Source organism: Leekyejoonella antrihumi, assembly GCF_007845645.1.
GTDB lineage: Bacteria > Actinomycetota > Actinomycetes > Actinomycetales > Dermatophilaceae > Leekyejoonella > Leekyejoonella antrihumi.
The window spans coordinates 1-12,250 of record NZ_VCQV01000029.1 but is presented as its reverse complement, the minus strand read 5'-3'; the positions used below and the strand labels follow the sequence as shown (position 1 = coordinate 12,250).

Genomic DNA, 12,250 nt, shown 5'->3' with positions numbered 1-12,250 from the left:
ACAAGAACAGGAGTGGACCAAGTGGCACGCAAGCTGGTCATCGTCGAGTCGCCGGCCAAGGCACGCAAGATCGGCGACTATCTCGGCCCGGACTACGTGGTTGACGCGAGCGTCGGCCACATCCGCGACCTCCCCAACCCCTCAGATCTGCCCGCGGACATGAAAAAGGGTCCCTACGGCAAGTTCGCCGTCAACATCGATGACGGTTTCGACGCCTACTATGTGGTGGCGCCGGACAAGAGGAAGAAGGTCGCCGAGCTCAAGCGGCTGCTCAAGGACTCCGATGAGCTCTATCTCGCCACGGATGAGGATCGCGAGGGGGAGGCCATTGCCTGGCACCTGCTCGAGGTGCTGAAGCCCAAGGTGCCGGTCAAGCGGATGGTCTTCCACGAGATCACCAAGGAGGCCATCCAGCACGCGGCCAACACCACACGCGACCTGGACGACCGCCTGGTCGATGCCCAGGAGACCCGCCGCATCCTGGACCGCCTCTACGGGTATGAGGTCAGCCCGGTGCTGTGGCGCAAGGTGCGGCCGCGCCTGTCGGCCGGCAGAGTGCAGTCGGTCACCACGCGTCTGGTGGTCGAGCGCGAGCGCGAGCGCATGGCGTTCCGCTCCGCCTCCTACTGGGACGTCGAGGGTGACTTCAAGCCCGCGGGCGCGAACGGCGAAGCGTTCGGCGCTCGCCTGACATCGCTCGACAGTCGACGGGTCGCCGTCGGTCGCGACTTCGACGACCGGGGAAACCTCAAGTCCGAGAGCGTCTTCCACCTGCATGAGGCCGATGCGCGTTCCGTTGCTTCAGCGGCGGCCGCTTCGACCGCGACCGTCTCCTCGGTGCAGGAGAAGCCGTACACCCGCCGACCGAGCGCGCCGTTCACGACCAGCACGATGCAGCAGGAGGCGGGCCGCAAACTGCGGATGAGCAGCAAGTCCGCGATGAGCGTGGCGCAGCGGCTCTATGAGAACGGCTACATCACCTACATGCGCACCGACTCGATCACACTGTCGGAGTCGGCGCTCACCGCGGCCCGGTCGCAGGCCCGTGACCTCTACGGCGCGGAATACGTGCCGGACTCGCCGCGCCGCTATGCCGGCAAGTCCAAGAACGCGCAGGAGGCGCACGAGGCAATCCGCCCGGCCGGAGACCGGTTCCGGACCCCGGCGCAGGTTGCCGGCGAGCTGCGTGGCGACGAGTTCGCGCTCTACGAGCTGATCTGGAAGCGCACCGTCGCCTCCCAGATGGCCGACGCGCGGGGTTCGACCGCGACGGTGCGGATGACCGTGCCGGTGGCCGACAGCGGGGTGGCCAAGGTTGCGGAGTTCTCCGCGAGCGGGACGGTCATCACCTTCCGAGGCTTCCTCGCGGCATACGAGGAGGGTCGCGACGTCGAGCGCAACGCGGCCGGTCAGAGTGATGAGCAGCGCCGGCTGCCGAAGCTGTCGGAGGGCATCGGTCTGGAGGTCTTGCGGGCCGAGGCGAGCGGGCACGAGACGACCCCGCCGCCGCGCTACACGGAGGCGAGCCTCGTCAAGGTCATGGAGGAGATGGGCATCGGCCGACCGTCGACCTATGCAGCGATGGTGGGCACCATCCAGGACCGCGGCTACGTGCAGAAGCGTGGCACGGCGCTGATTCCGACCTGGACCGCGTTCGCCGTGACCCGCCTGCTCGAGGAGCACTTCCCGTCGCTGGTCGACTACGACTTCACCGCCTCGATGGAGGAGGGGCTCGACCAGATCGCCACCGGCGGCGACCAACGGGTCGACTGGCTCGGCCGCTTCTACTTCGGCAGGGACACCGCGACCGAGGGTCTGCACGAGATGGTCGAGCACCTGGGTGACATCGACGCGCGGGAGATCTCGACGATCCCCGTCGGCGAAGGCATTGTGGTGCGGGTAGGTCGCTACGGACCCTACGTGGAGGAGACCGTCCCGGATGGTGTCGACGCGCAGACCGGTGAGGTCACCTCGGACGCCGAGCCCAAGAAGCCGCGGCGGGTCTCGATCACCGACGACATCGCCCCGGACGAGATGACGATCGCGAAGGCGCGCGAGCTGCTCGAGACCGCCAACGACGACGGTCGTGTGCTCGGCCAGGACCCGGACAGCGGCCGTGACATCGTCGCGAAGGCCGGACGGTATGGGCCCTACGTCACCGAGGTGCTGCCAGAGGAGCCGGAGTCTGCGGCGCCCGCCGACGGTGCGAAGCCGAAGCGCACCAAGAAGGCCGCAAAGGTCAAGCCGCGCACGGCAAGTCTCTTCAAGGACATGGACCTGTCGACGATCGAGCTGGAGACGGCTCTGCGACTGCTCAGCCTGCCTCGCATCGTCGGCGTGGTGACCGAGGGCGAGGGCGATGAGGCCAAGCAGGTGGAGATCACCGCACAGAACGGTCGGTACGGTCCCTACCTGAAGAAGGGCACCGACTCTCGCTCGCTCACCACCGAGCAGCAGCTCTTCGACATCACCCTCGACGAGGCGGTCAAGATCTACGCCGAGCCGAAGCGTCGCGGTCGGGCGGCGACGCCGCCGCTGAAGGAGCTCGGGGCCGACCCGGTCTCCGAGAAGGCCGTGGTGGTCAAGGACGGCCGGTTCGGGCCCTATGTCACCGACGGCGAGACGAACGCCACGTTGCGCAAGGCGGACGATCCGGAGACAATTACGCCCGAGCGGGGATTCGAACTGCTCGCTGAGAAGCGGGCAAAGGGGCCGACCACGCGCAAGCGGGTCGTCAAGAAGACCGCCAAGAAATCCACTGCGAAGAAGTCTGCCGCGAAGAAGAGCACTGCCAAGAAGTCCGGCTGAAGATTTTCTGAACCGGTGGGAACCGGACCTGCTGCTCGACCGTCACACGAGCAGTCAGGACGCATACGCAAAAATAAAAGGGAGTACTGCCATGACCACCTCCGCCTACCGCCGAATCGCCGGTGCCTCGATCGCCATGATCGGTGTGCTCGGCCTTGCCGCCTGCAACAACGAAACCGTCTCTGCGACACCGCCGGCCACGTCCGTGCCGTCCTCCAGTTCCTCGCAGGCTCCAAACCAGAGTCAGTCGCAGACGACGACCTCGCAGGCTCCGGAGACCACCCAGGACGCCCCGTCCACGTCCAGTTCGAGTTCGAGCAGCTCGGCGGCGGCCGGCACGGGCTCCTACACCGGGCCTACCCAGGTGACTGCCGCGAACGCGAAGATGACGTTCGGCAAGGGGGCCGTGATCAAGGATGGCGACGATCTCTACAACCTGAAGGTCAAGGACCTGAAGGTGGCGCCCAACTCGGTGTATGCGGACGCGAACCTCAACAAGGCCAACGGAATCGTCTACTACATCGACTTCGATGTGACCAGCATCAAGCAGAACAAGACGTTCTTCGGCACCAACAGCGTCAACGGTCTCTTCCTCTACCCGACCTTCAAGTCCGGCGCGAAGGCCAAGCGTCTCTATGGCGACGCCCCCGGCTGCAAGAGCACCAGCGACAAGCTGACGGTCGGTCAGACCGGTTCGAGCTGCTACGTCTACCAGATCACGGGCGCGAAGGCGACCACGGTCACCTACAACGACTACTCGCACAACATCACCTGGAGCAAGTGACCTCGCCCGCCGAGTGGAGCACTTAGCCGCCGAGTGGAGTACATTCACGTACTCCACTCGGCGGTTTTCTACTCCACTCGGTGGGTTGGTCCGGGCTCGACGGTGTCGCCGAAGGACAGCGGCTCACGGGTGAATCGGTAGGTGGCCCAGTTCAGCTGGCGCACCGAGCCGTCCGGGTGCCGGCGCACGACCAGCGCCTCGCCCTGCTCGCGGCCGGACACTGTGACGTAGCTGTCAGTGCCGGTGGCTGCGAAGATTGACGGCGGCAGCTGGGCGGGAGCTCTATCCATCCGGGCCTGCAGTCGACCTTCGCCGATGCTGAAGGTGAACCCATTGCCCTCGGAGAACCATTGTCCAACAAGCGGTTTCAGCTCTGCAGGCTCGGAGGTGCCCGGCACCCATGGGGTGATCGGCGCGGGGTCGTGGAGCGCCGCGTACGCGCCGAGCTTGACGGCTGTGCCGGCCGGGTCCTTGGCGGCGGTGTTGTTCATGAGGACGGCACCGGTGGTCTTGGACTCCGGATCGGTGAAGAACCCGGTGATCGCGCCGGGCAGACCGCCGGTGTGACCGATCCAGGTGATCCCTTCGTGGCGCACCAGCTGCAGCCCCAGACCCCACGCGCTGGTCCAGCCGGTGTCGGCCATGATCTGCGGCTCGCGCATCTCCGCCGCCGTGTCCGGGTGCAGGATGCGCGGGTCCGGGTCGACCAGGAAGTCGTGCCAGACAACCATGTCCCCCAGCGTGCTGCAGATGCTCCCGGCGGCATCGAGCGCGGTCTTGTCGACGAGCGGTTCGGTCACCGGCACATCGGTGTACGGCCCGACGAAGTACTGCGCCGTGTGCGGCGGTGCCAGGGCGAGGGTGGTGCGGTGAAGCTCGAGCGGGTCCAGCAGCCGGCGCTGCAGGCTCTGGCGCCACTCGCAGCCATCGAGCCGAGCAATGATCTCGCCCAGCATTCCGAAGCAGAGGTTGCTGTAGTGCCAGTGGCTGTGCGGCCGCAGGATCCGATGCGCGGCGTTCCAGCTCTCGACCAGGCCGACCCGGTCGGGGAACTGCAAGGTGTCCCAGACGTCCCCGACGGGCTCCCGCTGCATACCTGTGACATGCGAGAGCATCTGGCGGATGGTCACCTGCGGGTGGGTGGACTCCGCGATGTGCCGGTCAACGGTGTCGTCGAGGGTCAGTCGGCCCTCATCGCGCAGTTGCATGATCATGACGGCGCTGAAGGTCTTGGTGTTGGACGCGACGAGGTATTGCGTGTCCGCGCCGAGGGGCACGCTCGGGTCGGACAGGTCGGCCCGGCCCACCCCTTCGGCCCAGAGCACCCGCCCGGCCCGGCCGACTCCGGCTACCAGGGCGGGGGCTCGGCTGTCGATCTGCGCCTCGCGGGCATATCGAGACAGTTGGCGGACGGTGGCTGGGCTCAGGTCATGAGCTTCTGCGGTCATGCGGTTGACGGTACGCCGCGCTGGTTGAGTCGCATCCTGCCCGGACTCCACGCCGAGCGAAAGTGCACATCTCGAAGGGGGTGTGATCGGGCGCCCGATCGTCTTGTGGGTGTCCGCGACTAGGCTGCCGCGTATGCCGCAGCCTTCCGTGTCGACGCACCCCGGACCTGGCGTGTTCGTGGTCTTCGAAGGCGGAGACGGCGCGGGCAAGACCACCCAGATCGCACTGCTGCAGCAGTGGTTCGTGCAGCAGGAGCGCGAGGTGGTGCTGACACGGGAGCCGGGTGGAACCGAGCTGGGAGCGTCCATCCGGCAGGTGCTGCTGCACGGCGACGACGTGGCCCCGAGGGCGGAGGCGCTGCTCTTCGCGGCCGATCGCGCTCATCACGTCGCCACCGTGGTGCGTCCCGCCCTGGAACGCGGGGCGGTGGTCCTGCAGGACCGGTACATGGACTCCTCCATCGCCTATCAGGGAGCGGGCCGCGAGCTCGACGCCTCCGACGTGCGGCGGCTGTCGGTCTGGGCCACCGGTGGGCTGCTGCCACACCTGACCGTGCTCCTCGATGTCGATCCGGCCGTAGGACGCCGACGCCGGGGAGGCGCGGAGGACCGGCTCGAGCGCGAGGCGGACACCTTTCATGCCCGGGTGCGCGAGCACTATCTGGACCTTGCGGCGGCCGATCCGCAGCGCTACCTCGTCGTCGATGCCGCACTGCCGAAGGACGAGATCGCGGCTCGGGTGAGCAGTGCGGTGGCGGCACTCGGTCAGGGGCCACGAGATGAGTGAGTCATCGGCGACAGGCGTCTGGCGGGACGTCATCGGTCAGCCCACGGCGGTGCAGGTGCTTCAGGACGCCGTCCGGGACCCTGCACGGATGACCCACGGCTGGCTGCTCACCGGACCGCCAGGCTCCGGGCGCTCGACCGCGGCTCGAGCGTTCGCCGCCGCACTGGAGTGCCCCGACGACGGGTGCGGGCAGTGCCGCGAGTGCCGCACGGTGGCCGAGGGCACGCACGCAGACGTGACGGTCATGTCGACGCAGGGGCTGTCGATCCAGGTGCGGGACGCGCGTGAGCTGGCGCGGCTCGCCCAGCACCGCCCAACGGTCGGCCACTGGCGGGTCATCATCATCGAAGACGCCGACCGGCTGACCGAACGTGCTGCCGACGCGTTGCTCAAGGCCCTCGAGGAGCCCGTGCCTCGGACCGTATGGGTGCTCTGCGCGCCGTCGGTGGAAGACGTCATCATCACGATCCGCAGCCGGTCGCGGCACATCGGCCTGCGCACCCCCGCAGTGGCTGCGGTCGCCGAGCTGCTCACCCGACGGGACGGCATCGACCCGCAGGTCGCCCTGCATGCGGCTCGTGCCGCGCAGTCGCACGTCGGCCTCGCCCGCCGGCTGGCACGCGACCAGGGTGCCCGCACTCGGCGGGAGACGACCCTGCTGATGGCCGGCCGGATCCGTGGTCTCGGCGATGCGATGACCGCTGCCGCTGACCTGGCCGCACTGGCGACGGAGGAGTCGTCGGCCGCGAGCGGCGAACGCAATGCCACCGAGAAGATGCACCTGCTGGAGCAGCTGGGTGCGGACCCGGCGGCTCGCACCCAGCCGCCACATGTGCGCTCGCAGCTCTCGGCCCTGGAAAAAGAGCAGAAGACCCGTGCGACCCGGTTCGGGCGGGATGTCATCGACCGGTCTCTGGTCGACCTGCTGTCCATCTATCGTGATGCGCTCGTCGTGCAGCTCGGCGAACCGGTCGAGCTGGTCAACACCGACCTGCGCGAGGAGGTCCTCTCCCTGAGCACCGCGCTGCGCGCGGAAGGGTTGCTGAATGCGATGGACGCGATCGGGACCGCGCGCGAGCGGATCACCGCCAATGTGCCGCCGTTGCTGGCGCTCGAGGCGATGACGATTTCCCTGCAGCTGCCGGCCTGAGGGTCGGTCGAAGGCGCCCGTAGGGGCCGAGCCGCGGCCGCGTCGCGAGGTCGGCTCCAGGCGGCTCGAGGGGCGCAGGTTTTGCCGATGTACCGTGCACCTCATGAGTGGCACCCGGACGACGACATGGCGAACGGCAAACGGTCTTGTGGCGGGGGCAGCGGCGATCGCGATGGTCACCGCGGGCTGCAGCGGGGGAGCCGGCTCGTCGGCATCCGCGCCCAGCGGTTCGGCGGTCTCGTCCGGCGGCGCCGGTGCGACCAGCACGGCAGTCGCGTCGTCCGGGACACCGGCCGCGCTGGCGAAGTTCTATGACCAGAAGCTCGCCTGGTCCGACTGCGGTGCCGTCAAGTGCACGAAGCTCACGGTGCCGGTCAGCTATGCCAAGCCGGGCGGCGCGACCATCCAGATCGCGGTCGACAAGGTGCCCGCGAAGGGCCACAGCAAGGGCGCCCTGGTTGTGAACCCTGGCGGTCCAGGCGGTTCTGGGTACGACTACGCCGCCGCGGCGGATCAGATCGTGACCCCACAGATCCGCAGTTCCTACGACGTGGTCGGGTTCGATCCGCGCGGGGTGGGGCGATCCTCGCCGATCACGTGCATGAGCGATGCGGCACTGGACGCATACCTCGGCTCCGACCCGACCCCGGACACGAAGGCCGAGGAGCAGACGGCGCTGAAGAACGCCAAGGCGTTCGCCGACGACTGCAAGGCGAAGGCCGGCCCGCTGCTGGCCAACGTCTCGACCCTCGACGTCGCCAAGGACCTGGACATCCTGCGGGCCGCGCTGGGGAGCACGAAGCTGAACTACCTTGGCAAGTCCTACGGCACGCTGATCGGCTCGACGTATGCGGGACTGTTCCCCAAGCGCGTCGGTCACTTCGTGCTCGACGGCGTCGTGCCACCGGACATCACCACCGAGGAGATGAACGAGGGTCAGGCCGAAGGCTTCGAAGAGGCGACGAAGTCCTACGTGAAGAACTGTGTCGCGCAGTCGAACTGCCCGCTGGGCACGACGGAGTCCGCGGGGATGGCGAGGATCCGCAGCTTCCTCAAGCAGGTGGACGCCAAGCCGCTGCCGGTCTCGGGCCAGGGCGACGTCCGCAAGCTCACCGAGGGCTGGGCCTCGATGGGCATCGCCGAGGCGATGTACAGCAAGCAGGAGTGGCCGACGCTGACCCAGGCGTTCGATCAGGCCTTCGGCGGCGACGGCACCGGACTGATGGTGCTCGCCGATGCGTATGCCGAGCGCACAGCGGAAGGGACGTACACCGGCAACATCATGCAGGTCATCAACGCGGTCAGCTGCCTGGACCGGCCGGCGCCGTCCGGCCTCACGACCTACGAGAAGGACAGCACGACGTTCGCCAAGGTGGCGCCGACCTGGGGCGCGATGCTCGCGTGGGGCTCCCTGGTCTGCGGGGTGTGGCCGATCAAGCCCACCGGCACGCCGCACAAGATCGCGGCGGCCGGCTCCGGACCGATCCTGGTGGTCGGCACGACCCGGGACCCGGCGACGCCCTACAAGTGGTCGGTGCAGCTGGCCAAGGAGCTCAAGAACGGCCATCTGCTGACGTATGTCGGTGACGGCCACACGGCGTACGGTCAGTCCGCGTGCATCGACGACGCCGTCGATGCCTACCTGCTGGCGGGCACGCTGCCACCGAAGGGCAAGACCTGCTGAACGCCGCCGCAGCCCGATTCGGCCTGGGCCGGGTCCGTGCGTATACTCGTGCGGGCGCCCGGCACAGCCATGGCGCATGCCGCCTTAGCTCAGTCGGCCAGAGCGATTCACTCGTAATGAATAGGTCATCGGTTCGATTCCGATAGGCGGCTCCGAAAAAGGGCCTCTGACCAGCGGGAATGCTGATCAGGGGCCCTTCGCCATGAAGCCCAGAACTCCCCGAGTGACACGTTTGTGACACGTTTGAGCGCGCTCCTACGGTGCGGTGATTGTCCTGACGAGATTGAGCCGTCAGAGGGGTCGGAACAAGACGTCGAGTGTGCTGCGGACATCAGGAGCGACAGCACGTTTGCCGACGTAGTGCTGGTAGGTGACGGACGGATCGCGGTGGCCGAGCTGCTCCCGCGCGGCGTCGAGCGAGACTTCGTGGGCGACCAACGTGCCCACGGTGCGGCGAAGGGTGTGAAGAGTGCTGCCCTGCAGGGCGAGGTCCTCCTCGGTCCCGTGTTCTACGGCGCGCTGGATCGCCATACGAAAGCGTGTCCGCATGTTCGCCGGTGAGAGCCAGTTGCCCGTGCCAGTGGCGAAGATGGGCTCCTCCGGAGCCGGCTGCTCCCGGCGTATTCGGAGTTGAAGCATGGTGGCGACGTGATCGGGAAGAATGAGCGTGCGGTCCTCACGGGTCTTGGTCATGTCCTGTCGATGCAGTCGTTCGACGTAGTCTTTGCGAGGCTCGATCAGCGTTCCGCACACGTGCAACAGCGGTGTCGGTGACTCGAGGTCGAGCAGGTCCACGGGACGGATGGCGAGTCCCTCGCCGGCACGGCATCCCGTGCCCAGCAGCAGGTCCACGAATTCCTCGAGGTCGACGTTGGGTTTGCGCATGTTCGGCACACGCATGGCCTCCCGTCGCACTCGCAGGCGCAAGTGGTGAGCCTCGGGTGCGGTGAGGTGCTGCACCTCGGATCGTTGACCACGTGCCGTGGCGGCAATGTCGCGCATCGGGTTCGTGGGGAGGGCGCCGTGGGCGACGGCCAGTCCGAGCATCCCAGTCAGGACGACGCGAAGCTGCCGAGTTGACCGGCCGCCGGATCTGGCTGGGCACCTGCCGTGCCTGCGGCCGTGCTCGACATCAGCGAACAACTGGTCGAGGAAGGGCACGGTTGACTCCCCGATCTGAACGTTGCCGATGGCAGGGATGATCACGTTGCGAATCTCGGAGGCGTAGACGGCGAGTGTCTGCGGAGCCAACGCTCCACTCGAACGTGCCTTGCCGTGGTCCCGTCGATGCTGGAGCCACAAGTTGGCCAACGTCTCAAACGTGTCCTGGCGACGGATCCCGATAGCGGTAGGGTCCCCGCGTTCGGCCAGGCGTCGTTCCAGCCGCCGTCTTGCTCCGCTCTTGGTGGTGTCTACGACGCGCACCGAGCGGATACGGCCGTCGACGTCGCGCACCTGTGCTCGCGCAAGCCAGCGGTCGTCTGGTTGCTTCCGGAGGACTGCTGGGCCGTGTTCCCCGCGGGGTATGCGTGACTGGACCACGTTCAGGACGCCATCCACGCAGCCGCTTCGCGGTCCTTCTCGTCGAGCCAGCTCTCGACTGCGGACCGGCGGTATCGAACGTGCCTGCCGATGTGGAGAGCCACTGGTCCGGTCCTCTCTGTACGCCAGCGTTTCAGCGTGGCGACCGGGACGCCACCAAGCATCGCTGACACTTCCGCCGGCGAAAGGATGGGATCGTCCGCTGTTGGTGCTGTTTCGGTCGTCACGGTACGCACTTTCCATTCGGGGAGTACGGGCGCGGGAGCAACCTGTGGACAACCGGCTGAGGTATCGAATCAGCGTGGCATCTGGCCAGGTCAATGCCGAACGAAGCGTGTCCTCTGTGTCCTCCTGGGACTGCCGAGTTCCTGACGATTGACGACATTCGTTCCACCCTTCTCATGCGCTGTGGGGCGCCAGCAGGCTCCGACGGTCAACTAGCCGGAAACGACTGTCGATCGGTGAGATTCGACGCGGTTCGGATGGACCTCGGCGAAGCTCAGCGGAAATGCAGCACGACTGTGCACCCTCGGTTCGCGCCCGCTCGTGGAATTGCCGCGCGGCTTCGTGGAGTAGGCCTGCGACGGCGCGAAGGACCTCACCCGCTTCGGCATCCACAGCGTCCCGGTGCGTCATCGCTGAGTCCTCCGCTGGCTCGCTACTTTCGAACCCATGAAGACGGACAGAGGCCCTCTCGTGGTGTCACCGAATGGTGTCTGTGGGTCACTTCGGCACCTGTCAGCGGTTGAGCGCAAACTGGTCATGCCGACCAAAGGGACCGCCAGGAGCCTTGGCGGACAAGTGGCAGCGATGGCTTTGCTGGCCAGTCGGTGGAAGGAGGCCGGTTGGGACCTGCACGTACGCCCGGCCCATCGGGAGCCGACCAGCGCCGAGCAGGCCGATGCGCTTGGCATACCGGCGCACCGGCTGCCGCGTCCCTGGCCCCTTCAGCGCGTCTGGATCCTGAGTTGCGTTGGGAAGTCTGGGACTGGCCTGACCTGGTCGTGGCCCGGGCGGACCTGGTGACCACGGCCGCGATGATCCCGCCCTGCTGGCCAGAGCACCCGCACCTGATCCACGAGATCGCGTCCATCGCCGACTAGCGACGTCGAGCCGGAAACGCGTTGTCCAGCAACCCGTTGGAGGAGTGGCACCGCTACCGCCTCCCCGCGTTCGTTGACCGGATGCGCGGGGCGCTGCAAGGACCCCTGCGAGGACGAGCACATCGGATGGCCCGGCCGCGGAGGGCACAACTACTACCTGAACGACCGGGCCTCGGCTGCTCGCCGTCGCCGGTACATCGCGGATCTATAGGCAACCGAGACAGCCTGGCGGCGGGAGCAGGCGCTGGCCGACCACGCACGGCTTGCACTGATCGGGCTCGACAGTGGCGGCATTGTCGACGACCTCCACAGCGCCGAAGTCCAACTCCTGGTACGACCGGACTTCTCCAGTCCCTTGCGTGCCCCTGGTCAAACGGATGCAGTGGTTGCGTCACTCGCGGTGGTATGACGCACCCGTATTACGCGTAGATCCGGTCGCTCACGCCCGTGGGCCGCGGCACTCTGCCAGGCATCACGAGTCCGGCTCGCGCACCTTGCGCACGCCAAGACCGTCAACAAGTTGGGCGATCTTGACGGCGAGGGCCTGCGCGGCCTCTCCGACATCGGACGCCCTCGCAGAGAAGGCATCCAAGTCAGAATCGGTCGGGAGATGCGAGTGCCCGGCCTTCTTGGAGTTCAGCAACTTCCCAAGCATGTCTGGAACGGGGAACTCCATTGACGTCGTGCCCTGCTCGTTCATCAGCAAGAACGCGTCAATGACCGCCGCAGAGTGTGCCCACTCGTCACGCTTCCTCTTCAGGGTGCGTAGCTCCTGGCAGAGTTTCGTTACGTCCCCCTGAACCTCCGGATAGGCCTTGCCGGGCTCTTCAGACCTGTGGTGGGGGTAGGTGCTCGTCGTGGGTGAGTCCGCCGCCGATCAGGAGCATGCGTAGTCGGTAGTTGTCGCGGTTTCGGAAGCCTCGGGCGATGCGTCGTTGCAGCTC

The 12,250-nt window shown here is 67.1% G+C and carries 10 protein-coding genes and 1 tRNA gene; 7 read left to right on the top strand and 4 right to left on the bottom strand.

Annotated elements, in window-relative coordinates:
- Positions 1-21 precede the first annotated feature (21 nt).
- The gene (topA, locus tag FGL98_RS17840; RefSeq protein WP_146318969.1) at positions 22-2,808 is read left to right on the top strand and encodes a type I DNA topoisomerase; all 2,787 of its coding nucleotides are present in this window, start codon (positions 22-24) and stop codon (positions 2,806-2,808) included.
- A 91-nt stretch (positions 2,809-2,899) separates the two neighbouring features.
- Complete coding sequence (locus FGL98_RS17835; protein ID WP_146318967.1) at positions 2,900-3,592, top strand: hypothetical protein; 693 nt, start codon at positions 2,900-2,902, stop codon at positions 3,590-3,592.
- A gap of 68 nt (positions 3,593-3,660) precedes the next feature.
- Here the strand turns inward: FGL98_RS17835 and FGL98_RS17830 are convergent, their stop codons facing one another.
- Complete coding sequence (locus tag FGL98_RS17830) at positions 3,661-5,040, bottom strand: serine hydrolase domain-containing protein (RefSeq protein ID WP_146318965.1); 1,380 nt, start codon at positions 5,038-5,040, stop codon at positions 3,661-3,663.
- A gap of 133 nt (positions 5,041-5,173) precedes the next feature.
- Here FGL98_RS17830 and tmk point away from each other — a divergent pair, with 133 nt between their 5' ends.
- The 4 genes from tmk (at position 5,174) to FGL98_RS17810 (ending at position 8,813) form a co-directional block, all read left to right on the top strand.
- Entirely contained in the window at positions 5,174-5,827 is a 654-nt protein-coding gene (gene tmk / locus FGL98_RS17825) for a dTMP kinase (RefSeq protein WP_146318963.1), read from the top strand.
- Positions 5,820-6,977, top strand: a complete 1,158-nt coding sequence (locus tag FGL98_RS17820) for a DNA polymerase III subunit delta' (RefSeq protein ID WP_146318961.1) — start codon at positions 5,820-5,822, stop codon at positions 6,975-6,977. The genes tmk and FGL98_RS17820 overlap by 8 nt, the downstream gene beginning before the upstream one ends.
- Positions 6,978-7,080: 103 nt before the next feature.
- Positions 7,081-8,661: an alpha/beta hydrolase gene (locus tag FGL98_RS17815; RefSeq protein WP_146318959.1), complete on the top strand. Its 1,581-nt coding sequence runs from the start codon at positions 7,081-7,083 to the stop codon at positions 8,659-8,661.
- 78 nt (positions 8,662-8,739) lie between these two features.
- A tRNA-Thr gene (locus tag FGL98_RS17810) sits at positions 8,740-8,813 on the top strand.
- Between the two features lie 139 nt (positions 8,814-8,952).
- Here FGL98_RS17810 and FGL98_RS17805 read toward each other — a convergent pair.
- Positions 8,953-10,116: a tyrosine-type recombinase/integrase gene (locus tag FGL98_RS17805; protein ID WP_146318957.1), complete on the bottom strand. Its 1,164-nt coding sequence runs from the start codon at positions 10,114-10,116 to the stop codon at positions 8,953-8,955.
- Between the two features lie 89 nt (positions 10,117-10,205).
- Positions 10,206-10,430, bottom strand: coding sequence for a helix-turn-helix transcriptional regulator (locus FGL98_RS17800; protein WP_281289192.1), 225 nt, complete (start codon positions 10,428-10,430; stop codon positions 10,206-10,208).
- A gap of 741 nt (positions 10,431-11,171) precedes the next feature.
- Here FGL98_RS17800 and FGL98_RS26785 point away from each other — a divergent pair.
- A complete protein-coding gene (locus FGL98_RS26785) occupies positions 11,172-11,306 on the top strand; it encodes a hypothetical protein (protein WP_281289191.1) in 135 nt (44 codons plus the stop codon).
- 472 nt (positions 11,307-11,778) lie between these two features.
- On the opposite strand, the gene FGL98_RS17795 is transcribed toward FGL98_RS26785, so the two are convergent.
- On the bottom strand, positions 11,779-12,012 hold the full coding sequence (locus FGL98_RS17795) for a hypothetical protein (RefSeq protein ID WP_146318955.1): 234 nt from the start codon (positions 12,010-12,012) through the stop codon (positions 11,779-11,781).
- Positions 12,013-12,250: the final 238 nt, after the last annotated feature.

Excerpts from the sequence above, each read along its gene's own strand:
- FGL98_RS17815 (WP_146318959.1), top strand. The coding sequence starts at position 7,081 with ATGAGTGGCACCCGGACGACGACATGGCGAACGGCAAACGGTCTTGTG.
- tmk (WP_146318963.1), top strand. The coding sequence starts at position 5,174 with ATGCCGCAGCCTTCCGTGTCGACGCACCCCGGACCTGGCGTGTTCGTG.
- FGL98_RS17830 (WP_146318965.1), bottom strand. The coding sequence starts at position 5,040 with ATGACCGCAGAAGCTCATGACCTGAGCCCAGCCACCGTCCGCCAACTG.
- FGL98_RS17835 (WP_146318967.1), top strand. The coding sequence starts at position 2,900 with ATGACCACCTCCGCCTACCGCCGAATCGCCGGTGCCTCGATCGCCATG.
- FGL98_RS17820 (WP_146318961.1), top strand. The coding sequence starts at position 5,820 with ATGAGTGAGTCATCGGCGACAGGCGTCTGGCGGGACGTCATCGGTCAG.